This is a genomic window from Pantoea sp. ICBG 828 (assembly GCF_002928355.1).
GTDB classification, from domain to species: Bacteria; Pseudomonadota; Gammaproteobacteria; order Enterobacterales; family Enterobacteriaceae; genus Pantoea; species Pantoea dispersa.
In genome coordinates this window covers 448,284-469,408 of record NZ_POWN01000002.1, presented here as the reverse complement: position 1 = coordinate 469,408, position 21,125 = coordinate 448,284, and the positions used below count along the sequence as shown (strand labels likewise).

Genomic DNA, 21,125 nt, shown 5'->3' with positions numbered 1-21,125 from the left:
GAGTGAAAGTGTTGTCCTGCAACAGGCATTTTTCCCGGTGCGATGTCTGGCTATGCTGCTGTCAACACCCTGAAAATATTCACTCACCTGGAGCCTGTTGCATGAAAGCGATTGTTTATAGCCAAAACGGTTTACCGATTTCAGATGAAAATGCGTTATATGAACTGGACGTGGCGAAGCCGCAGCCAGGCGCACGCGATCTGCTGGTAAAAATCAGTGCGATTGCGGTTAACCCGGTTGATACTAAAGTGCGCGCTGGCGCCCCGACAGACACGCCGCGCATTCTCGGCTGGGATGCGGTGGGCGTGGTCGAGGCGGTGGGCAGCGATGTCACGCTGTTTCAGCCCGGCGATGAAGTTTACTACGCCGGCGACATCACACGCGCTGGCAGCTATGCCGAGTACGGACTGGTGGATGAACGCATCGCCGGACTCAAGCCGCGCACGCTGAGCGACGCCGATGCCGCCGCGCTGCCGCTGACGTCACTTACCGCGTGGGAACTGCTGTTCGATCGCCTGGAAATTGATGCTGCCGACGAAGGCACATTGCTGATCATCGGCGCGGGCGGCGGCGTGGGTTCGATGCTGACGCAGCTGGCGCGCAAACTGACCCGACTGACGGTCATTGGTACCGCCTCTCGCCCGGAAACCGCCGACTGGGTGCGCTCGCTGGGTGCCCATCATGTTATCGATCACCAGCGTCCGCTGGGCGAGCAGCTGGCAGCGATTGGCCATAAAGAGGTGCGCTACGTGGCCTCACTGACCCATACCGACAGCTACTATCCGCAGTTGATCGATGTGCTGGCTCCGCAGGGCAAACTGGCGCTGATTGACGATCCGGAGACACTGGATGCGGTGCCGCTGAAGCGCAAAGCCATCTCGCTGCACTGGGAACTGATGTTTACCCGCTCGCTGTTCCATACCGCCGATATGCAGCGCCAGCATCAGATTCTGCAGCAGGTGAGTCAGCTGATTGACGATCAAACCCTGCAGAACACCGCTGGCGAGCATCACGGCAGCATCAGCGCGGCCAACCTGCGTAAAGCGCATGCGCTGATTGAAAGCGGTCGCGCACGCGGCAAGATCGTCCTCAGCGGCTTTTAAGTCATTAAAACACGTAAGGTTAACCGTCCGTCAGCCCGGACGGTTATGTTAGCGACTTTGCTATTTATCTGCGCTCTGGCGCAATCTTCAATCAGGAGACTCTCATGACCCTTAATGATGCGGTTGCCCGCCGTCACACCGTAAAAGCTTTCTCTGCGGGCAAAACGCTGCCGCAGCAGGAGATCGACACGCTGCTTAACCTGCTGCGCAACAGCCCGTCATCGGTTAACTCGCAGCCGTGGCACTTTGTTGTCGCGTCGACTGCGGAAGGGCGGGAAAAAATGGCGCAATCCACCAGCGGCGCGTTCATTTACAACAACCCTAAAGTGCTGAACGCCTCACACGTGATTGCGCTGTGCATGCGCACCGATCTGGATGAAGCGCACCTGCAAAACGTGCTGGCGCAGGAAGAAAAAGACGGGCGTTTTGCCAAACCCGAAGCCAAAGCCGGGCAGGATAAGAGCCGCCGCAGCTACGTGGATATGCACCGTTATGAGCTGCGCGACGTGCCGCAGTGGATGGAGAAACAGGTCTATCTGGCGCTGGGCGGACTGTTACTGGGGGCCGCGATGCTCGGCATTGATGCCACCCCGATGGAAGGCTTTGATGCGCGCGCACTTGACCAGGCGCTGGGCCTGCGTGAACAGGGCTTTACCAGCGTGGTGCTGGTTTCGCTTGGCTATCGCAGTGAGGAAGATTTCAACGCCACGCTGCCGAAATCGCGACTGCCGCAGGACGAAATTTTCACATTTATCTAAGGGACTTAACCAGGTGCGCACCTGCGCGCTTAACGTGGGAACCGCAGGCAGAAACGGGTGATGCCGTGTTCGCTGCTCACCGTGCAACTGCCCTGATGCAGTTGCATGATCCCGCGCACGATCGACAGACCCAGTCCGCTGCCGCCCTGCTGGCGTGATGCATCGGCGCGCCAGAAGCGGTCAAACAGGCGTGCCTGCTGCGCCTGACTTAGCGTCGGTCCCTGATTCTCCACCACCAAAAGCACGGCGTCTGGCTGCGGAATGCTGGAGACGTGAATGGTGCCGTCGCGCGTGCCGTAATGCAGCGCGTTAGCGATCAGATTCGCCAGCGCGCGCTGTAACAACTGTGGATCGGCGTGCAACTCGCCGTGAAGCGAGATGACAAGCTGCATGCCATGCTCTTCTGCCATACCCTCAAAATAGTCACTCAACCGCTCACCCAGCGGTGTCAGATCGATGCGTTGCCTGTCCAGCGCCTGGCTGGCGTCTGCGGCTTTGGCGAGAAACAGCATGTTATCAATCATCTTCGCCAGCCGCTCCAGCTCCGCATAATTGGAACCCAGCAGCGTTTGATACTCGCTGACGCTGCGCGGCTGGTTCAGTGCCACTTCCGTCTGACCAAGCAGCGTGCCAATCGGCGTGCGCAGATCATGTGCCATGTCCGCTGAGACCTGGCTAAGTTGCTGATAACCCTGCTCCAGCCGGCTCAGCATCTGGTTGAGCGCCGCCAGCAGCGGTTGCAGCTCGCCTGGCGCGCTGGTCAGTTCAATGCGATGCGACAGCCGCCGCACGTCGATCACCCCGGCTTCCGCTGCCAGCCGGCGCAGCGGCGTCAGGCCGCGGCGCACCAGCAGCACACTGATCGCGGCGACCAGCAACGCCGCCAGCGCGGTGCACAGGATAATCTGGTGGCGATAGCCGGTGAGGGTTTGCGTGCGGTCGCTCATCAGGCGACCGGTGATGATTTCGATCTGGCCACTGCCATCGCGCGTTGGCGTTAACGCGGCGGCGGCAATAAACGGCGTGCCGTCCGCCGCCTGCTGATGGTGGACCGATTGCAGGGTTAACGGCTGATCGGCGGCGACCGGCGTAATGGCTGGCACCGGACGCTCGCCGGGATTGATCACGATCAGCGGCGGCTGGCCGGGAAAGCGCAGCACCAGCAACGATTCGGTATTGCCCAGCATGTTGGCGAACAGCCGCGGCTTCTGCTGAATCAGCGTCAGCGCATCTTCATCGCGCAGCAGCGTGCGCATTTGATCGATGCGCGTCAGCAGGGCTGCGTCATCGCGCACGCCGATCTGCTTCGCCAGTGCGTGATACAGCGCCATGCCGCTGAGTGTAAAAATGACCACCACCGTAGCACTGAGCAGTAGCGAAAGGCGGACGGCGAGCGAGCGGGGTTTCATGTTTCAGCTTCGCAGCGATAACCGACACCGTGCACGGTATGAATTAATGGTCGGGTAAAAGGGCCGTCAATTTTCTGCCGCAGCCGTTTTACCGCCACATCCACTACGTTGGTGTCGCTGTCAAAATTCATATCCCAGACGCGCGACGCAATCACCGTGCGTGTCAGTACCTCGCCGGGATGCAGCAGAAACAGATGCAGAAGATTGAACTCTTTGTTGGTCAGGTCGATGCGCTGTCCGGCGCGCTCGACCCGGCGACGGGCAATATCCAGCTGCAGATCGGCCAGCGTCAGGATGTCGGGCAGCTTCTGCTGGCTACCGCGCCGCAATTGGGTGCGCACGCGCGCCAGCAGTTCAGCGAAGGAGAAGGGCTTGACCAGATAGTCATCGGCACCCAGTTCCAGCCCTTTGATGCGATCTTCCACCGTGCCTTTGGCGGTGAGGAAAATCACCGGCGTTTGCAATTGCTTATCCAGCTGCGCCATCACCTCCCAGCCAGTGATGCCGGGCATCATCACATCCAGCAGAATCAGATCGTAATGGTGCTCCTGCGCATAAAACAGGCCATCCTGACCGTTTTCCGCCACGTCGACGATAAAACCGGCCTCGGTCAATCCTTTGCGCATGTAATCACGCGCCCCGGCTTCATCTTCTATCACCAATATTTTCATGCGATCTCCCGGCAGTGGCGGCCGCTTGCTGATGGCGGGCAGTATAACGCGGGTTAGCATAGAAAACCGAGGCTGACAGCGGCATGAGCCCCTGATGACAAAATCATTACAGAGCGTTAAGTAAAACTTAATGGCGCGACAAATTTCGCTAACTCATTAACATATATAAGAATTTGCTCTGCATTATTGCGCGCTTTTGATGGTGGTGTCAGCGGCATCGTGTTATTACAAGGTTAAAACCTGTGAGATAGCCTGCCGGAGAGCATCATGAAAAAGCGTTGGTCTTATGCCTTACTGTTGTCACTCAGCGCCCTCAGCCAACTGGCTGCGGCGCAGCAGACGCTGCGTTTTGGCGTCGATCCCACTTTTCCACCGTTCGAATCCAAAGCCAGCGATGGCTCGCTGCAGGGTTTTGATATTGATCTGGGCAATGCCATCTGTGCGCAGGCCAAAGTGAAATGTCAGTGGGTACAGATTGGCTTTGACGGCAGCATTCCGGCGCTGCAGGCGAAGAAATTTGACGCCATTCTGTCGGCAATGTCGATGACGGAGAAGCGCCGCGAGCAGGTGGCGTTCAGCGATATGCTGTATATCACGCCCAGCGCGCTGCTGACGCCTGCCAACAGCACGCTGACGGCGGATATCAGCACGCTGCGCGGGAAGAATATCGGCGTCGCGCAGGGCACCATTCAGGAAACCTACGCCAAAACGAAATGGGCTCCGCAGGGCGTCAACGTGGTCTCGTATCCGAATCAGATGGAGATCTATCCGGATCTGGTAGCGGGTCGACTCGATGCCAGCCTGGCGAATGCGGTTTCAGCCGAGCAGGGCTTTCTCAACACGCCGGAAGGCAAGGGCTATGTCAATAAAGCCATGCTGGTGGATAAAGCCTTATTGGGGAACGGCGTGGGTATCGGGCTGCGTAAAGGCGATACGGCCAATCTTACTTTAATCAACAATGCGCTGGCTGCGCTGCACAGCAACGGCACCTATGACCGGCTGGCGCAGAAGTACTTTAAGGTTAAGGTTTATCCCTAATCGCAGGGCGATTTGCCTTCATCACGCACAGGAAAATCATGTCTTTACTCCCTGATTATACCCAGCAGCGGGCGCGATTCCTGGCCGCCGTCACGCGCCAGCACGGCGCGCTGACTGCCTATCGCCATCCGCTGACCGCGCCCGACGGGGCCGCGCTGTACACCGACGTCGCGGTGATCGGCGATCCGGCAGCTCCCAAACGCATGCTGATTCTCTCCGGCACACACGGTGTGGAGGGCTATTACGGTTAGACAGCCAGATCGCCTGGCTTGATAGCCTTGATGTCGCCGCGTTACCGCCCGACTGCGCCCTTGTGCTGGTCCATCTGCTAAATCCGTGGGGCGCTGCGCATCTGCGGCGCGTCAATGAAGACAATATCGATCTCAACCGGAATTTCATCGATTTCAGCCAGCCAGCGCCCGCTAATCCGCACTATGCGCTATGGCACGATCTGTACCACGGCGACCGCGCACATGCCGATCGGCTGCTGGCGGAGACGCTGCAGCAGTCAGGCTGGCCGGCGCTAAAACGGGTGGTGGAAGCGGGCCAATATCAGGCAGCAGACGGCCTGTTTTATGGCGGGCAGCAGCCGGCCTGGTCGCACCGCACGCTGCACGCCATCGTCGAACAGCATCTGCGTCAGGCGCAGGTCGTCCTGAGTTTCGACCTGCACACCGGTGCCGGCGCGTGGGGCCATCCGATGCTGCTGGCGATTGCTGAACAGCGCTATCCGGCGCATGACTGGGGCAAAACGTTATACGATGAGTGGCTGACGCTGCTGTTTACCGGCGCCGGGCGCGACAGCGACACCGGCGTGACCGCCACGGCCACAGGCTATGTCTCGCAGTTTCTGCTGACGTCGCTGCCTGACACGCAGCTGCTGCCATTGGTGGTGGAGTGCGGCACTTATCCGGGCGAAGAGATGCATCGCCGGGTGCGCGACGATCACTGGCTGCATCTGCAGGGCGATCCGGCAAGCCACGCCGGACGCGCGCTGAAGCAGCAGCTGGTGGAGGGGTTCTGGCCCGCCGATGAAGACTGGCGCGCCTTAACTGCGTTTCGTACCCGGCAGATTTTCCTGCGCGGCTGGCGCGCTCTGGTGGCTTACAACCGGCCGTAAAAGGTCATGCGCGCGGTTTCGGACAGCGCGATACCGGGCTGGGTGTTGTAGGCCAGCACCGCCAGCATACGCGTGACATCGCCTTCGGTGGGCGTCACGCGGTGCAGCGAATTGCGCCCGCGAAACAGCACCAGGTCACCGGCATCAATCTCCAGCGCCTCGACCGGCTGGTGCTGATCGAGCACGGCGGCGACGCCGTCGTAGTTCATCTCGCCGGCATCCGCATCGCGCAAATCTTTCACATACTCGAATACACCGCCGCCGCGCGGTTTTTGCACCAGCAGCGTGATGGCGAAAGAGGAGTTGTCAAAATGCCAGCCGAGTTCCTGGCCGTCAGGTGCGTAATGCAGATTGATGGACGACAGCGGGTCGGCATACGGATACAGTGCGTCTTCGTCCAGCACATCACACAGAAAGCGTTTAAACAGTTCGTCATTGTACAGCTGACGCAGCGGCGATTCCGCTGCAATTACATCGTCGGTAATGCAGCCTTTGGTGCTGATCACGTCACGATTGCGCGGATGATCGGCACGGTACGTATCGTCCGGCTTCAGCAGATAGACGTTGTGCTTGCTGACGGTGTGGTAAGCCAGATGGCGCTGGGCCAGCCCGTCAGCCACGATCGCCTGCAGCGCAGCCGGTTGCAAAAACTGACGCAGCACCAGCGCGCCGTGTTGCTCCAGCTGCTGGCGACAGTGCCGACGCCAGTCGGCATCGGCCAGGGGGTGCAAATCAAATCGAATCAAAGCAGACATCGCGGTGGTTCTCTGAGTTGGCAGGTGTAGAGACTTTAACGGCCTGATATGTTGATGCCTAACGATAAATATTTAACGCCTTGCTAAGGAAACCTTAATGCCTGCACCCGCGTCGCGTTTGCCGAAAATCAGCGTGATTCAGTCGTTTAAAGTGGCAGCGGAACTTGGTAGCCTGGCGAAAGCCGCCGCGCAGCTGGCGCTGACGCCGGCTGCCGTCAGCCAGCAAATTCGTCAGCTGGAAGCGCAGCTGGGCAGCGCACTGTTTGTGCGTACCCAGAGCGGCGTGATGCTGACGGAAACCGGCAAAGAGTATCTGCGCTACGTCAGTGAAGCGTTCGACATTCTGCATCTGGGGCAGCAAAATTTGCGCCATGCGGCCAGCATGCCAAAGCTGACGCTCTATTCACTGCCGGCGCTGGCGTCGAAATGGCTGCTGCCGAATATTACCGCCTGGCGGGCTCACTGCCCGGACTGCGATCTCAGCCTGCACGGCACTCATGCGCCGGTGGATTTCAGCGCCACACCGGCAGATTTTGTCATCTGCTTTGGTGAGGATCGCTACCCGCAACTTGACAAACAACGGCTGTTCTGTGACGAGGTGCTGCCGGTCGCCAGTCCGGCGCTGATACAGCGTTACCCGGGCGAGTCGTTGCTCAGCCAGGCGCCGTTGATCCATCTGGACTGGGGCAATGAGGGACGCTTTCTGCCCGACTGGCGCAGCTGGTTTCAGGCCAAAGGCAGTATGGAGCCGGCGGCCCAGCCAGCATTCAGTTTTAATCTCACTTCACTTGCGATCGACGCGGCGGTAGCCGGGGCTGGTGTGCTGCTGGGGCAGCGTCGCCTGATTGCCGGCGAACTGACGCGCGGCGCGCTACAGGTGGTGGATCCGCTCAGCCTGCCGCTGAGCAAACCCTATTTCCTCGCCTGGCCACAGCGTTCCCGCAGTCAACCCGGCAGCGAGGCGCTGATTCAGTGGCTAACGCAGCTGGCGAGTTAACAAACTGTTAACTGCCGCAGCGTTCTGCGACAGGGATTGCCCTATGCTGATGCGCTTTGTGCGCAGTTGCTAAGAAAGGGAGTTCAGGCACGATGATTGATACCGCATTCTGGCTGACCACGCTGGTGGTCAGCATCACAATTTTGCTGTGGGCGCTGGCGCGGTTGCCGGAATACCTTACCGCGCTGCTGTTTTTTGCGGCGGCGATGCTGCTGTCGATAGCGCCAGCCAGTAGCGTGTTCAGCGGTTTTGCCTCCTCAGCGTTCTGGCTGGTGCTGAGCGGTTTTGTGCTGGGCGCGGCGATCCGCAAAGTGGGCCTTGCCCAACGCTGGGCCAACTGGCTGGTGGTGCCGTTCAGCCAGAGCTGGCCGCGGATGGTGGCGGGCACGGTGCTGCTGAGTTATCTGCTGGCGCTGGTGATGCCGTCGAACATGGGACGCATCGCGCTGCTGATGCCGGTGGTACTGGCGCTGGGCGAGCGGGCCGGTATCCGGCCGGGCAGTCGCGGCAGCATTGGGCTGGCGCTGGCGGTGGGCTTCGGCACCTTTCAACTCTCTGCCAGTATTCTGCCCGCCAACGTACCAAACCTGGTGCTGAGCGGCGCGGCGGAAAGCGCGTATCAGCTGCATTTGCAATGGCTGCCGTGGTGGCTGCTGCACATGCCGGTGGTGGGGCTGGGCAAAGGTATTCTGCTGGTTGCCTGCATTACGCTGCTGTTCCGCGCTCAGCCGCAGCCGGTGGCAACGCGGGAAGCATTGCCGGCGCTAAGCGGGCGCGAATGGCGGCTGATTGGCCTACTTGCCGTCACGTTACTGTTGTGGATGACCGACAGCCTGCACGGCTTATCTGCTGCGTGGGTCGGGCTGGCCGCGGCGTGTCTGTGTTTGTTACCGCGCGTGGGCTTTCTTTCGGGCGACGATTTTGCCAGCGGCGTCAATTTCCGCACCTGCATCTATATCGCCGGCATTCTCGGCGTCGCCACGGTGGTGGTGGACTCTGGCCTGGGGCGGCTCATCGCCAATGCACTGCTTCACCTGCTGCCGCTGCATGATTCGCCGTCATTCAGTAATTTTGCCGTGCTCAATGCGCTGGTGACGCTGCTGAATTTTGTGCTCACCGCCAACGGCGTGCCGGCGATGGTTACGCCGATGGCGCAGGAGCTGGCTGCCGCTTCGGGCTTTCCGCTACTGAGCGTGGTGATGTTGCAGGTTTTTGCCTACGCCACCCCGCTGCTGCCATATCAGGCGTCGCCCATCGTGGTGGCAATGGGGCTGGGGAATGTGCCTGCCAGAGCCGGTTTGCAGCTGTGCCTGCTGGTGTTTGTGCTGAGCGCGCTGCTGCTGTTACCGCTGGATTATCTGTGGTTCCGGCTGCTAGGCTATGCCTGATACGCCGTCAGAGGTCACGAATTCGCTATGTCAGCTACTAACGATTGGGTTGATTTCCGTCGCGATGAGGAGACGGGCATCGAAAGTGTTAACGCGCACTTCTGCGGCCACGCTTACGATCCGCATGACCACGACGAATTGCTGGTCGGTGTGACGCAGCAGGGGCTGCAGCGCTTTAACTGTCACCGCGCGCTACACACCAGCACGCCGGGCCGCGCTATTCTGATTGAGCCGGGCGCGGTACACGATGGTCACGCGCCCGATGCCGCCGGTTTTACCTATGTGATGCTTTATCTGCCGCAACCCTGGGTGGCGGAGATGATGCAGCGCCGCGGGCTGGGCGATGTGGCGAATATTCAGGGGGCATTTCGCTCCACGCTCACCGATGATGCGCAGCTGGCCAGTGCGATTCAGCAGGCATGGTTTGCGGTGCATCAGCGGGAAGGGCGGCTGGCGCGCGATCAGAGCCTGGATCATCTGCTCACGCTGCTGTCCCGGCATCTGGAAAATAAACCAGGCATGCAACTGAGTGACGCTCAGCGGCAGATGCATCTGCTGCGTGACTATCTGCACGATTTTATGGCGCAGGATATCGGGCTGGACGATCTGTCGCGCTTGTCCGGCATCGATCGTTTCCGCCTGACGCGCCAGTTTAAGCAGGCGTTTGGCCAGTCGCCGCACGCCTATCTGGTGCGGCTGCGGCTGCGTAGCGCGCGTGCGCTGCTGGCACAGGGCGTTGAGCCAGTGCAGGTCGCAGCGCAGGTGGGCTTTGCCGACCAAAGCCATCTTGGCCGCTGGTTCCAGCGCGCTTATCGTCTCACGCCCGCCGCCTATCAGCGCCAGTGCACAAACGTTCTATACCGCTCTATGCCGGCTATCCGATGATGGGATTTTTAATCCTCACCGGAGAGTTCTGACAGATGTTTGATACCAAAATTGCCCTAATCGTACGTGATGATTTAGCCACCTGGCAGCGCCTGAATGTGGTGGCTTTTCTGGCGACCGGCATTGCGGCGGCCGCGCCGGAGATGATGGGTGAACCCTACGTCGACGCGCTCGGTCGTCAGTACGGCAACATGGCCGGCCAGCCGATGCTGGTGTTTGCCGCCGATTTAGCCGGCCTGCAACGGGCGCATCGCCAGGGCGTAGAGCGCGAGTTAACGCTGATTCCCTACGTCGAAGCGATGTTTTCCACCGGCCACGATGCCGCCAACCGCGCGGTGTTTCTGGCCGAAGACGCCGATAATCTCAACCTGGTGGGCATCGCGCTGCGCGGCCCGAAAAAGGCGGTGGATAAAGCCATCAAAGGGCTGGCGCTGCACGGTTGAACGGCGGGTGCGCCTGTTCAATCTGTTCTGCCGCCATTAACAGCACATCTTCCCGCTCGCGCAGCGCCAGAAGCTCCAGGCCGATGGGTAACCCTTCCGTACTCAGGCCGACCGGAATGCTGATTGCCGGTGCGCCGGTGACGGCTGAGATCAGCGCGTTGCTGCCAGGCTGTAACTCGCCATGCTTCACTGGCGGATGGCGGACTACCGGATAAGCGAGCAGGTCGATCTGCTGCTGCTGAAAAAACTGCGCCAGCTGCTGATACAGCCTCTGCTGGCGCAGCTGCACCTCGCGATAGCCGTCACTCTGCATGCCGGGATGCTGCGCGCGGGTTTTGAAGGTGGCCTCCAGCTGGGGATGATAGCGTCCTGAAGCGGCAATCGCCGCCAGCGTGCGCAGCGGTGCCTGCGGTTTATCCGCCAGCCAGGCGGCCAGCGCGTCGGCAAATTCATAGGCAATAATATTGGCTTCCGTCGCCAGCGTCTCCAGCTGCGGCCAGCTCAGCATGCGCGGCTGAAACGGTGCCACAGCATCCTGCACCGCCTGGTTAATCTCCGTTTCCTCTGCGGCAAATCCTTCCTGCCAGATGCCGATGCGCAACGGCCGGTCGGGACGGGAAAAACGCTGGCCCGTGAGTATTTCACTGATCAGCCGCAAATCAGCCGCGTAGCGCACCAGCGGTCCGGGGATATCCTGGGTAGGCGACAGCGGCACGATGCCAGCGCTGCTCAGTGCACCGCGCGTCATACGTAAGCCGAACAGGCCATTAAACGCGGCCGGAATGCGCACCGAACCGGCGGTATCACTGCCTATCGCCAGCGGCACGAAGCCTGCGGCCACCGCCACGGCTGAACCGCTGCTTGAACCTCCCGGAGAACGGCCTTGCTGCCAGGCATTATGGGTGAAGCCACTCAGCGACGACGCGCCGGTGATGCCTGCTGCCAGTTCATGCATGGTGGTTTTGCCGATGAGGATTGCGCCAGCCTGACGCAGAGCCGTAACCAGCGGTGCATCCTCGCTGGCAATCACATCGCGCAGCAGCGCCGAACCGGCACTGGTCGGCCAGCCTTTGACTTCAATGTTGTCTTTAATCAGCAGCGGAATACCGGCCAGTGGGCCAACTGGCGCATTCTGCTGCCGTGCGGCATCGCTGGCAGCGGCCGCAGCCAGCGCGTCATCGGCAAACAGCCAGCTGATGGCGTTGTAGCGCGGCTGATCCACGTCAGCAATGCGCTGCAGCGCAAACATGGTGAGCTGGCGTGCGCTCACCCGGCGCTGGGCCAGCGCCTGTTGCATATCCCCCAGCGACGCGGTGAGGTAATCAGCGTATTGCATGGTTCAGGCCTCCACAGGAATCCATTGCCGCTCTGGCGAAACCCGGCCGCACGAACTGCCGGCAAAATGTGAGCTGCACCAGAGTGCCTGATGGCGGATGCACCAGTCTATCAGTAACTGACGTGACGTTACGGCGCGCGGTAAATCCTCACAAAAAACTGAGTTCCATTGCGGATGTGCAAACTGAACTGGATGATGCATCACATCACCGCTAAATACCGCATGGGCACCGGCGCTTTGCAGCACAATTGAAGCGTGATCGACGCTGTGGCCCGGCGTCGGCATATAGCGCAGCACACCGGCAAACAGCGGGGAGTGCTGCACATCAATGGTTTCCAGCTGGCCGCTCGCCAGCAGCGGCGCAAGGCTGTCGTGATACAGCGCCTGCATCGACGGCGTGCTACGGCACTGTGCCAGTTCACGCGCTGAACAGATGTAACGCGCATGACGAAACATCGGCTGCCAGCGGCCAGCGCGCCAGCAGGTATTCCAGCCGACGTGATCGGTGTGGATATGCGTCATCAGCACCAGCGTCACTTCATCAGGGTCGACGCCCGCTTCGGCCAGACGTTGCGGCCACGCGGTTTGCAGCTGGTGAAACAGCGGCTTGTTATCGCGGTTACGGCCATTGCCCGTTGCGGTATCAATCACGATGGTGTCGCGAGCGGTGCGCACCACCCAGCTATGGATGGATAGCTCTGCCGGCTGCTGTGCCAGCGTGTCGCCCATCGTCTCGCGGTGTGCCGGAAACAGCGCAGCGAAGGGGAGTGAGCTGGTCTGCTCGATCACTTTATCAATGCTGCATTCACCTATGTGCAGGGTCATATTGCCTCCTTAAGCGTGGTGCCTGTTATTACAGGTCACTATACTGAGGGCTGTTTCATTATTTAAATCGATTAAAATCATGAAAAGCATCAATGAAAATGATTTCAGCAAAATCGACCTTAACTTATTGATTGTGCTGCTGGTCATGTATGACGTGCGTAGCGTAACTCAGGCGGCAAGCCGGCTTTATCTGGGGCAGCCGGCGGTCAGCGCGGCATTAAAAAGATTACGGGCAATGTTTGACGATGCGCTGTTCGTGCGTTCCTCGCAAGGCATGATGCCCACGCCGCGCGCAGAGCAGCTGGTGCGCCAGATCGCACCGCTGCTGCAGAGCGTCCATCGCGTTATTTTCAATGCCGATCGCTTTGATGCCGCGCACGATAGCCGCAGTTTTACGCTCGGCATGAGCGACTGGCTCGAGCACTGGCTGATGCCCAATTTACTGCTGCAACTGGCCGACTCGGCTCCGAATATTGATATCCGGGTGGTGGCTGCCGATCCGTGGCAGGCCATTCCGCTGATGGAGCAGCAGCAGGCTGACGTGGTGGTGACCGTCGGAGAGGAAACCAGCCGCGATCTTACGCGGGAGCACATTGCGCGCGCCGGCTTCCGCACGGTATGGCATCGTGGACAAATTGACCTTGCGCCACCGCTGACGCTGGCGCAGTTCGTGCAGTATCAGCATGCGCTGGTCTCCTATCGCGGCGTGAGTGAAAGTGCGCTGGACGCTGCGTTAGCCCGCGAGGGACTGACGCGCCGCGTGCGTTATGTCACGCCGCACTTCTCGGTGTTGCCGCTAATGTTGCAGCGTCTGCCGCTGTTCGCCACCGTTCCGCAGGGACTGGTGCAGGCATGGCAACAGCGCTATGCGCTGAGTACGGCGGCGGTGCCGATCGGCATGCCGGATTATGCGCTTTCGCTGCTGTGGCATAACGCCCGGGCGGAAGACCCGGCGCACCGCTGGCTGCGCGCCACGCTGCGTCAGCTGATCGAACGCAAGCTGGCGTGAAACGTTTACCACGGCACTACGCGGCCGAGGTAATCGAGATAGTGCAGGCCGCCGCGTCCGGTCTGGCTTTCCACCGTGTTGAGCAGATTCGGGATGCTCTCCTCAATGCTCAGTCGCGCCCCGGCGCCGCCCATGTCGGTGCGCACCCAGCCTGGGGCCAGCAGCAGTAGCGTGCGCGCATCGTCGTGACGCGCGGCAAAGCTGCGCATAAACATATTCAGCGCCGCTTTACTGCCGCGATACACCTCGTAGTTGCCATGGGTGTTGTTGGTGAGACTGCCCTGGCCGGAGGACATCACCGCCAGCGTGCCATGCGCGCTGACGTTGTTTCTGAAGGTTTCCAGCACGCGCAGCGGGCTCAGCGCGTTGGTTACCATTACGCGAATAAACTCTTCCGTCGACACATCGGCAAGGGTTTCGCGGTCGTCATTTTTCACGCCCGCGTTGACCAGCAGCAGATCGAACTGCTGGCCGCTTAGCCGCAAATGCAGGGCGTTGACCTCTGCTGGCACGGTGATGTCCACGCTCTCCACCGTCAGCTGCTGCGGGTAGCGCTGCGCCAGCTGTTGCAGCGCGTGAAGGGAGTGCTGGCGGCCGGTCGCCACCACCTGATAGCCACGCTGCAGCATATTCTCCGCCAGCGCGAAGCCGATGCCGCGTGAAGCACCAATCAATAAAGCACGGGAAGCCTTGTTCATGACCCTCTCCTGGGTTTGGGGTGAGTGAAAAGTCTACCCTTGCATGACAACAGGCGGAACGCGCAGCATCTGCATAGATAACCTGCAGCAAACGCCTTGCCAGATGGCGCTCAATCGATAAGGATGATGCGATGAATACCGTCGATTTGAATTTACTTCCTGCGCTGGACGCGCTGCTCAGTGAAGGCAGCGTAGTGGGTGCTGCGCGTCGCCTTGGGCTGAGCGAGTCAGCGATGAGCCGCACGCTGGGGCGACTGCGTGCTGCCACCGGCGATGCGCTACTGGTGCGCGCCGGGCGCGTGATGGTGCTGACGCCACACGCCGAAGCGCTGCGCAGCCAGGTGCATGCCACTTTGCAGGACACGCAGGCGCTGCTGAGTCCACCCGCACAACGCTTTGCCTCCGCTGAGCTGCAGCGCCACTTCACGCTGCGTACCAACGAAGGTTTTGTCGAAGCGTTTGGCAGCGCGCTGATCGCCGCAGTCCGCGCACAGGCGCCCGGCGTGCAGCTGCGCTTCATGCCGAAAGCAGAGAAAAATGATCGACCGCTGCGCAGCGGCGACGTCGATCTGGAGATTGGTGTTCTGGGCAATATGGGACCGGAGATTCGGCTGCAGGCGCTGTTTCGCGATCGCTTCGTCGGCGTGGTGCGCGCCGGGCATCCGTTACTCGCCGACGTAACGTTGCCGCAGCTGGCCGCATATGGTCACATCGTAGCGTCAAGGCGCGGTGAGCTGGGCGGACCGGTGCATGAGGCGCTGCTCGCCGCCGGTTTTACCCGCCAGGTGGCCGCCGTGGTACCCGCTTTTTCCACTGCCGTCGCGCTCACGCTGCACAGCGACTGGCTGGCGCTGGTGCCGCATACGCTGTGCCTGCACCATCCGCTAATCAAAGATAATCCGGCGTTTGCGATGTTTGAATTACCGTTTGCCACACCAGAGGTGACGGTGTCACAGCTATGGCATCCGCGGCTGGAGCAGGATGCCGCACACCGCTGGTTGCGTGACACGGTGCGGCAGGTATGCCGCGCTTAGATCAGCCGCCGCGCACCGATCCGCGCCATATCACATCAGCCTGATACAGTAGGGTGTCGTGCTGCTGCTCACTCTGCGGCGTAAAACCACTCTCTGCCTGTTCTGTCTGCGTCAGCCACGCGATGGCGTCGCGGGCAAAGCGCTCCACCGGCTGGGCGAAGGTAGTGAGATTGTAAGAGGACCAGCCAGCCTGCGCGATGTTGTCGTAGCCGATCAGGCACAAATCCTCCGGCACGCGCAGCTGGAAACGGTGGCGCGCTTCATCCATGAAACCGCAGGCCATCAGATCGGTGACACAGAACACCGCGTCCGGGCGCTGATGACGCGTCAGCAGGCGATGCGCCAGAATCTGACCGCTCTCATACGAGGTGGTGCCGAACCGCTCCACGCTGACCGTCAGTCCGGCGCGCTCCGCCACAGCGATAAACGCCGCTTCGCGTTTGATCAGGCTCGGCGTACCGGCCAGCGAATTGGCGAACGCCAGCTGACGACAGCCGGCGCGCTGAAACGCCATCACCGCCGTTTCGGCCGCCGCCTGCGCGTCGAGGTTGATACTGAGCGAGCCCGGCAGCGCTTCGTCGCGGTTGATCAGGATGATGCGCTGACCGTGCTGATAGCACTGGCGGGTGATGGTGCGATCCGGCATGCCGGAGAGGATGATGGAGGCATCGGCGCGAAAATTGATCGCCTGCAGCAGCGCGGCGGAGACGCTGTTGTCGGAACGATCGGTATTAATCAGCATCGCCACTTTGCCCGCTTCCTGTAAAAACTGGGTCAGCCAGCGCACCAGCGTGGCGCGGTAAGGCGTGGCGATTTCAGAGACGATCAGGCAGACGATGCCGCTGCGGTTGCGCACCAGCCCGCGCGCCAGGTGGTTAACGTGATAGCCCAGCTCCTGCGCCGCTTTCATCACCCGGGCACGCGTGGCTGCAGAAACGCTGGCACCGGGCGTAAAGGCGCGCGACACCGCCGATCGCGACACGCCTGCGAGATCGGCCACATCCTGTGCGCTCACCCCGGCTTTGTCATTCTGCATCTTCAACTCCTCACAATTACGGCTGAAAAGCAGTCTGCCGTAAATTGCAAAGCTGTGCAATTTGTCTGCGATCACATTTGTTGCATTTTTGTGACACAGCCTGTCAATTGCAGATTGCGCTATTTGACAGGCTATTTTCTGTTCATTACTAATTTGCACACACGTGCAAATAAAACCTCTGTTAAGCACGGAACCCTGCCAACCAAGGAGAACATCATGCGCTACACCTCACTGGCCATCGCGCTGTCCCTCAGTTGCACCGCGCTGCCGTTTGCTGCGACGGCCGCTGGCAATCTCAATATGGTCTGCTCGGCGGACGTGGTGGTGTGCGAACATATGACGCGCATTTTCAGCCAGGCACATCCGGATATTAAAGTCAGCATGGTGCGCCTGTCAGCGGGTGAAGCCTATGCCCGCCTGCGCAGCGAAGCGCGTAACCCGCGCACCGACATCTGGTGGGCCGGCACCGGCGATCCGCATATGCAGGCGGCGGAAGAGGGGCTGACGCAGCCGTATAAATCGCCGCTGCTCGACCAGCAGCAGGACTGGGCGCAGAAGCAGGCGGAAAACTCAGGTTACCGTACGGTGGGAATTTATGCCGGTGCGCTCGGCTGGGGCTACAACACCAAATTGCTGGCGGATAAAAAGCTCAAAGCGCCGGCCTGCTGGGCTGATTTGCTCGATCCGGCCTTCAAAGGCGAAATTCAGATTGCCAATCCGAACTCGTCCGGCACCGCCTATAACACCCTGGCGACGCTGGTGCAGATCATGGGCGAGGACAAAGCGTTCGATTACCTGAAAAAGCTCAACGCCAATATTTCCCAGTACACCAAATCCGGCTCGGCACCGGTGAAAGCAGCGGCGCGCGGCGAAACCACCGTTGGCATCGTGTTTATGCACGACGCGGTGGCGATGGAAGTCGACGGCTTCCCGATCAAAACCGTCGCGCCCTGTGAAGGCACTGGCTACGAGATTGGCTCAATGTCGATCGTCAAAGGGGCACGCAATCTGGCCAATGCCAAAGTGTGGTACGACTGGGCGCTTAGCGCCGAAGCGCAGTCGCACATGAAAGAGGCCAAATCCTTCCAGCTGCCGTCAAACCGCAGTGCAGAGATCTCCGAATACGCGCCGCGCTTCGAGAACATCAAACTGATCGATTATGACTTCAAAACCTACGGCGATTCCGCCAAACGTAAAGCGCTGCTGAGCCGCTGGGATAAAGAGATCGGCGCCAGCGCGCAGTAATGCCGCATCGCCGGACGCTGCCGCTGGCGGCGGCTTGCCGGTTCCGACAGCGCTAAGGATGGCGCGATGATCCCGCATTGAGGTAACACATGAACGCAAATAATCGCCGTCTGACGGGCGCGCTGCTGCTGGGCGCCGTCGCGCTGTTGCTGCTGCCGTGGTACAGCCTGGAAGCAGGCTTTTTCGATAGCGGCTGGCTGCTTAACCTGTGGCGTGATGAAGCCAGCGCGCCGGCGCTGTGGCAGATCGGCAGCCATCCATGGCTGGTGCTCGCCGTGGCGCTGCTGGCGCTGTGCGCCGCCTGCGCCTTATTGCCCGGCAGCGCGCGCAGCCGGTTGCTGCTGCTGTTCAGCGCGCTGGGCGTGATCTTCCTGATTGTGGAAGGGCACGCGATTGGCTACAGCGGCTGGAGCTGGCTGTGGCTGGAAAATCGCTTCGGCGCGCTGCCGCAGGGACAGCCAGCGATGGGCGCTGGCGCGCTTCTGCTGCTGACCGTGTTTTTGCTGCTGTTCTCGTTTGCGCTGGCCGAACGCGGCGTGCTGAAAGGCGATGCCTTTGTGGTGGCGTCGCTGGTGCTGCTGACTGCGCTGGTCAGCATCTTCGTACTCTATCCGGTGCTCAGCATGTTTGTGGTGTCGGTGCAGGACGTTGACGGCAGTTTCAAACCGGACGGTTTGATCAGCAATCTGCAGGATCCGTCAATCTGGAGCCTTGCCTGTCTGAAAGGCGGCACCTGCGGCACCGCCTGGCGCACGCTGTGGCTGGCGCTGATGACTGCCAGCGGTTCGACGCTGCTGGGTCTGGCCTTTGCCCTGGCGGCAACGCGCACGCCGCTGCCCTGCAAAAAAGCGCTGCGTATGCTGACCATTCTGCCAATCATCACGCCACCGTTCGTGATTGGTCTGGCGCTGATTTTGCTGTTCGGTCGCTCGGGCGTGGTGACGGAGCATCTGGCGGCGCTGTTTGGCATTGAGCCCGGCCGCTGGCTGTATGGCCTGACCGGTATCTGGATTGCCCAGGTGCTGTCGTTCACGCCGATTGCCTTTCTGGTGCTGATTGGCGTGGTGGAAGGTGTCAGTCCGTCGCTGGAAGAGGCGTCGCAAACGCTGCGCGCTAACCGCTGGCGCACCTTCAGCCGCGTTTCGCTGCCGCTGATGGCGCCGGGTCTGGCCAATGCCTTTTTGATCAGCTTCATCGAAAGCATGGCCGATTTTGGTAATCCGATGGTGCTGGGCGGCAGTCACGGCGTGCTTTCTACCGAAATTTTCTTCTCGGTGGTAGGCGCGCAAAACGATCCGAGTCGCGCCGCGGTGCTGGCGATGATTTTGCTGTGCTTCACGCTGGCCGCCTTTGTGCTGCAGCGGCTGTGGCTGGGTGGCAAAAACTTCGCCACGGTGACCGGCAAGGGCGACGGCGGCAAACATGGTCAGCTGCCGCGTCTGCTGCGCTACGGCGTATACGGCATGGTGATTCCGTGGGGGCTGTTTACCCTGCTGATCTACGGCATGATTGTGGTCGGCGGCTTTGTGCAGTCGTGGGGCCTGAACGATGCGCTGACCATCGAACACTACGTACGCGCTTTCCGCGTCAGCGTCAGTGACGGTCATCTGCTGTGGAGCGGCGTGGCGTGGAACTCGTTCTGGACCACGCTGGAAATAGCCCTGATTGCCGCACCGCTCACCGCCGTGGTGGGCCTGCTGACCGCCTGGCTCATCGTGCGGCAGAAATTTGCCGGTCGTCAGACGTTTGAGTTCCTGCTGATGCTGAGCTTTGCCATTCCCGGCACGGTGATCGGCGTCAGTTATGTGATGGCCTATAACCTGCCGCCGCTGGAGATTACCGGCACCGCAATGATCCTGATTGCCTGCTTTGTGTTCCGCAATATGCCAGTCGGCGTGCGCGGCGGTATCGCGGCGATGAGCCAGCTGGATAAAAGCCTTGATGAAGCGTCACTGACGCTGGGTGCCAGCAGTTTCCGCACGCTGCGCAAAGTGGTGCTGCCACTGCTGAAACCGGCGATCAGCGCGGCGCTGGTGTATGCCTTTGTCCGCGCCATTACCTCGATCAGCGCGGTGATCTTCCTTGTCAGCGCCCAGTACAACATGGCGACGTCCTACATCGTCGGGCTGGTAGAGAATGGCGAATACGGCGTCGCCATTGCTTATTCGACAGTACTGATTGTGGTGATGCTGCTGATCATTGGCGTGTTCCAGTGGCTGGTGGGCGAACGTCGCCTGCGCCGCGTGGCGCGCCCGGTGGACGTCGCCGCGCCACCTGCTTCCCCTTCGTTAACTCAGGAGAGTGCCGTATGACCGCGATTACTGCTGGTTCCGTGGTGTTTGAACACGTTGAAAAACGCTTTGCCGGTTTTACCGCGCTGCCGGATTTATCGCTGACGGTGGAGCCGGGTACGCTGGTGACGCTACTGGGGCCTTCCGGCTGCGGCAAAACCACCACGCTGCGCCTGCTGGCCGGCCTGGAGCATCCGACTTCGGGGCGCATTTTAATTGGTGGCAAAGACGTAACGCATCTGCCAGCCAACGAGCGCGACGTGGCGATGGTGTTTCAATCCTACGCGCTGTTTCCGCATATGAGTGCGCTCGACAACATCATGTACGGCCTGCAATCGTCCGGCATGAGCAAAAAGGAAGCGCAGGATCGTGCGCGCGAAGGGCTGAAACTGGTCGGGCTGGAGAGTCAGGGGCAGCGGCTGCCGTCCGAACTTTCCGGCGGGCAGCAGCAGCGCATTGCGGTGGCGCGCGCGCTGGTGCTGGAGCCGCAGGTACTGCTGCTGGATGAGCCGCTCTCCAATCTCGACGAGCGCCTGCGCCGCCGGGTGCGCACGGATATTCGTGATTTGCAGCAGCGGCTGGGCTTCACGGCGGTGTATGTCACGCACGACCAGGAAGAGGCGCTGGCGGTGTCGGATAAAATTATTGTCATGAAAGAGGGCGATATTGCTCAGCAGGGTGCGCCGGAAAGCTTGTATCACGCGCCCAATTCGGTGTTCATCGCTGACTTTATGGGCGAAGCCAATATTCTGCCGTGCGAAGTCGAACAGGTAGAAGGCAGCGAAGCGCTGGTGCGACTCGGCAGGCAGCGCTATCGCGTGCGCGGTAACGGCGTCGCGACCGGCTCCGCGCAGCTGTCGGTCAGACCGCAGTTCATTACCCTGCACAGCGGTGCTGAAGGCGCACTGCGCGGTGAGGTGACGCACGCCACCTGGCTGGGCGATCACATCGAATACGAGGTCAACACGGAACTGGGCTCGCTGTTCATCGTCGATGCGCAGATGGAGCAGCAGCTGCCGCTGGACGCCCGGGTGGCGATTGATTTTAAACCTCAGGGTCTGGCCCTGATTGCCGGTTAATTTAA

Annotated in this window: 19 protein-coding genes and 1 pseudogene; 13 read left to right on the top strand and 7 right to left on the bottom strand. The window is 60.6% G+C overall.

Annotation, left to right across the window (positions count from 1 at the left end; translation table 11 throughout):
• Positions 1–101 precede the first annotated feature (101 nt).
• Both C1Y43_RS06565 and nfsB read left to right on the top strand, forming a co-directional pair.
• A complete protein-coding gene (locus C1Y43_RS06565) occupies positions 102–1,103 on the top strand; it encodes a zinc-binding alcohol dehydrogenase family protein (protein WP_104187547.1) in 1,002 nt (333 codons plus the stop codon).
• Between the two features lie 104 nt (positions 1,104–1,207).
• Positions 1,208–1,861, top strand: coding sequence for an oxygen-insensitive NAD(P)H nitroreductase (gene nfsB, locus C1Y43_RS06560; RefSeq protein WP_058770319.1), 654 nt, complete (start codon positions 1,208–1,210; stop codon positions 1,859–1,861).
• A gap of 29 nt (positions 1,862–1,890) precedes the next feature.
• On the opposite strand, the gene C1Y43_RS06555 is transcribed toward nfsB, so the two are convergent.
• Positions 1,891–3,270 carry a heavy metal sensor histidine kinase gene (locus tag C1Y43_RS06555; protein WP_104187545.1) on the bottom strand — a complete coding sequence of 460 codons (1,380 nt, stop codon included), beginning with the start codon at positions 3,268–3,270 and terminating at the stop codon, positions 1,891–1,893.
• Positions 3,267–3,941 carry a heavy metal response regulator transcription factor gene (locus tag C1Y43_RS06550; protein WP_104187544.1) on the bottom strand — a complete coding sequence of 225 codons (675 nt, stop codon included), beginning with the start codon at positions 3,939–3,941 and terminating at the stop codon, positions 3,267–3,269. The genes C1Y43_RS06555 and C1Y43_RS06550 overlap by 4 nt, the downstream gene beginning before the upstream one ends.
• A gap of 267 nt (positions 3,942–4,208) precedes the next feature.
• Here C1Y43_RS06550 and C1Y43_RS06545 point away from each other — a divergent pair, with 267 nt between their 5' ends.
• Positions 4,209–4,979, top strand: coding sequence for an ABC transporter substrate-binding protein (locus C1Y43_RS06545; protein ID WP_104187542.1), 771 nt, complete (start codon positions 4,209–4,211; stop codon positions 4,977–4,979).
• A gap of 38 nt (positions 4,980–5,017) precedes the next feature.
• Positions 5,018–6,099 (top strand): annotated as a pseudogene (locus tag C1Y43_RS06540) (DUF2817 domain-containing protein).
• Here C1Y43_RS06540 and C1Y43_RS06535 read toward each other — a convergent pair.
• Positions 6,084–6,854, bottom strand: a complete 771-nt coding sequence (locus C1Y43_RS06535) for a 2OG-Fe(II) oxygenase (protein WP_104187540.1) — start codon at positions 6,852–6,854, stop codon at positions 6,084–6,086. The pseudogene C1Y43_RS06540 and the gene C1Y43_RS06535 sit on opposite strands and share 16 nt — an antisense overlap.
• 97 nt (positions 6,855–6,951) lie before the next feature.
• On the opposite strand from C1Y43_RS06535, the gene C1Y43_RS06530 reads away from it, so the two are divergent.
• The 4 genes from C1Y43_RS06530 (at position 6,952) to C1Y43_RS06515 (ending at position 10,567) form a co-directional block, all read left to right on the top strand.
• Positions 6,952–7,851 carry a LysR substrate-binding domain-containing protein gene (locus C1Y43_RS06530; RefSeq protein WP_088517382.1) on the top strand — a complete coding sequence of 300 codons (900 nt, stop codon included), beginning with the start codon at positions 6,952–6,954 and terminating at the stop codon, positions 7,849–7,851.
• A gap of 92 nt (positions 7,852–7,943) precedes the next feature.
• Entirely contained in the window at positions 7,944–9,239 is a 1,296-nt protein-coding gene (locus tag C1Y43_RS06525; RefSeq protein WP_104187539.1) for an SLC13 family permease, read from the top strand.
• A gap of 27 nt (positions 9,240–9,266) precedes the next feature.
• Positions 9,267–10,124, top strand: a complete 858-nt coding sequence (locus C1Y43_RS06520) for an AraC family transcriptional regulator (protein WP_104187537.1) — start codon at positions 9,267–9,269, stop codon at positions 10,122–10,124.
• 35 nt (positions 10,125–10,159) lie between these two features.
• Positions 10,160–10,567, top strand: a complete 408-nt coding sequence (locus C1Y43_RS06515) for a DUF2000 family protein (RefSeq protein WP_058770312.1) — start codon at positions 10,160–10,162, stop codon at positions 10,565–10,567.
• Here C1Y43_RS06515 and C1Y43_RS06510 read toward each other — a convergent pair.
• Both C1Y43_RS06510 and C1Y43_RS06505 read right to left on the bottom strand, forming a co-directional pair.
• The gene (locus C1Y43_RS06510) at positions 10,542–11,903 is read right to left on the bottom strand and encodes an amidase (RefSeq protein ID WP_104187535.1); all 1,362 of its coding nucleotides are present in this window, start codon (positions 11,901–11,903) and stop codon (positions 10,542–10,544) included. The two genes, C1Y43_RS06515 and C1Y43_RS06510, sit on opposite strands and share 26 nt — an antisense overlap.
• A 3-nt stretch (positions 11,904–11,906) precedes the next feature.
• On the bottom strand, positions 11,907–12,728 hold the full coding sequence (locus tag C1Y43_RS06505) for an MBL fold metallo-hydrolase (RefSeq protein ID WP_104187533.1): 822 nt from the start codon (positions 12,726–12,728) through the stop codon (positions 11,907–11,909).
• A gap of 79 nt (positions 12,729–12,807) precedes the next feature.
• Here C1Y43_RS06505 and C1Y43_RS06500 point away from each other — a divergent pair, with 79 nt between their 5' ends.
• The gene (locus C1Y43_RS06500; RefSeq protein WP_104187531.1) at positions 12,808–13,737 is read left to right on the top strand and encodes a LysR family transcriptional regulator; all 930 of its coding nucleotides are present in this window, start codon (positions 12,808–12,810) and stop codon (positions 13,735–13,737) included.
• Between the two features lie 5 nt (positions 13,738–13,742).
• On the opposite strand, the gene C1Y43_RS06495 is transcribed toward C1Y43_RS06500, so the two are convergent.
• Positions 13,743–14,435 (bottom strand): SDR family NAD(P)-dependent oxidoreductase, encoded by a 693-nt coding sequence (locus C1Y43_RS06495; protein ID WP_058759032.1) that lies wholly within the window; start codon positions 14,433–14,435, stop codon positions 13,743–13,745.
• A gap of 131 nt (positions 14,436–14,566) precedes the next feature.
• Between C1Y43_RS06495 and C1Y43_RS06490 the strand changes: the two genes are divergently transcribed.
• Entirely contained in the window at positions 14,567–15,469 is a 903-nt protein-coding gene (locus C1Y43_RS06490; protein WP_104187529.1) for a LysR family transcriptional regulator, read from the top strand.
• 1 nt (position 15,470) lies between these two features.
• Here C1Y43_RS06490 and C1Y43_RS06485 read toward each other — a convergent pair whose 3' ends face one another.
• Positions 15,471–16,505: a LacI family DNA-binding transcriptional regulator gene (locus tag C1Y43_RS06485; protein ID WP_104187527.1), complete on the bottom strand. Its 1,035-nt coding sequence runs from the start codon at positions 16,503–16,505 to the stop codon at positions 15,471–15,473.
• A 216-nt stretch (positions 16,506–16,721) separates the two neighbouring features.
• On the opposite strand from C1Y43_RS06485, the gene C1Y43_RS06480 reads away from it, so the two are divergent.
• The 3 genes from C1Y43_RS06480 (at position 16,722) to C1Y43_RS06470 (ending at position 21,120) form a co-directional block, all read left to right on the top strand.
• A complete protein-coding gene (locus tag C1Y43_RS06480; protein WP_058759035.1) occupies positions 16,722–17,750 on the top strand; it encodes an ABC transporter substrate-binding protein in 1,029 nt (342 codons plus the stop codon).
• An 89-nt stretch (positions 17,751–17,839) separates the two neighbouring features.
• A complete protein-coding gene (locus C1Y43_RS06475) occupies positions 17,840–20,062 on the top strand; it encodes an iron ABC transporter permease (RefSeq protein WP_104187526.1) in 2,223 nt (740 codons plus the stop codon).
• Entirely contained in the window at positions 20,059–21,120 is a 1,062-nt protein-coding gene (locus C1Y43_RS06470; protein ID WP_104187524.1) for an ABC transporter ATP-binding protein, read from the top strand. Before C1Y43_RS06475 ends, C1Y43_RS06470 begins: the two co-directional genes overlap by 4 nt.
• Positions 21,121–21,125 lie beyond the last annotated feature (5 nt).

Bases quoted from the DNA above. Each gene is read 5' to 3' on its own strand.
- C1Y43_RS06480 (WP_058759035.1), top strand. From the start codon at position 16,722: ATGCGCTACACCTCACTGGCCATCGCGCTGTCCCTCAGTTGCACCGCG.
- C1Y43_RS06525 (WP_104187539.1), top strand. From the start codon at position 7,944: ATGATTGATACCGCATTCTGGCTGACCACGCTGGTGGTCAGCATCACA.
- C1Y43_RS06505 (WP_104187533.1), bottom strand. From the start codon at position 12,728: ATGACCCTGCACATAGGTGAATGCAGCATTGATAAAGTGATCGAGCAG.
- C1Y43_RS06520 (WP_104187537.1), top strand. From the start codon at position 9,267: ATGTCAGCTACTAACGATTGGGTTGATTTCCGTCGCGATGAGGAGACG.
- C1Y43_RS06555 (WP_104187545.1), bottom strand. From the start codon at position 3,270: ATGAAACCCCGCTCGCTCGCCGTCCGCCTTTCGCTACTGCTCAGTGCT.
- C1Y43_RS06535 (WP_104187540.1), bottom strand. From the start codon at position 6,854: ATGTCTGCTTTGATTCGATTTGATTTGCACCCCCTGGCCGATGCCGAC.
- C1Y43_RS06490 (WP_104187529.1), top strand. From the start codon at position 14,567: ATGAATACCGTCGATTTGAATTTACTTCCTGCGCTGGACGCGCTGCTC.
- C1Y43_RS06530 (WP_088517382.1), top strand. From the start codon at position 6,952: ATGCCTGCACCCGCGTCGCGTTTGCCGAAAATCAGCGTGATTCAGTCG.
- C1Y43_RS06495 (WP_058759032.1), bottom strand. From the start codon at position 14,435: ATGAACAAGGCTTCCCGTGCTTTATTGATTGGTGCTTCACGCGGCATC.
- C1Y43_RS06565 (WP_104187547.1), top strand. From the start codon at position 102: ATGAAAGCGATTGTTTATAGCCAAAACGGTTTACCGATTTCAGATGAA.
- nfsB (WP_058770319.1), top strand. From the start codon at position 1,208: ATGACCCTTAATGATGCGGTTGCCCGCCGTCACACCGTAAAAGCTTTC.
- C1Y43_RS06500 (WP_104187531.1), top strand. From the start codon at position 12,808: ATGAAAAGCATCAATGAAAATGATTTCAGCAAAATCGACCTTAACTTA.
- C1Y43_RS06545 (WP_104187542.1), top strand. From the start codon at position 4,209: ATGAAAAAGCGTTGGTCTTATGCCTTACTGTTGTCACTCAGCGCCCTC.
- C1Y43_RS06550 (WP_104187544.1), bottom strand. From the start codon at position 3,941: ATGAAAATATTGGTGATAGAAGATGAAGCCGGGGCGCGTGATTACATG.
- C1Y43_RS06475 (WP_104187526.1), top strand. From the start codon at position 17,840: ATGAACGCAAATAATCGCCGTCTGACGGGCGCGCTGCTGCTGGGCGCC.
- C1Y43_RS06510 (WP_104187535.1), bottom strand. From the start codon at position 11,903: ATGCAATACGCTGATTACCTCACCGCGTCGCTGGGGGATATGCAACAG.
- C1Y43_RS06515 (WP_058770312.1), top strand. From the start codon at position 10,160: ATGTTTGATACCAAAATTGCCCTAATCGTACGTGATGATTTAGCCACC.
- C1Y43_RS06470 (WP_104187524.1), top strand. From the start codon at position 20,059: ATGACCGCGATTACTGCTGGTTCCGTGGTGTTTGAACACGTTGAAAAA.
- C1Y43_RS06485 (WP_104187527.1), bottom strand. From the start codon at position 16,505: ATGCAGAATGACAAAGCCGGGGTGAGCGCACAGGATGTGGCCGATCTC.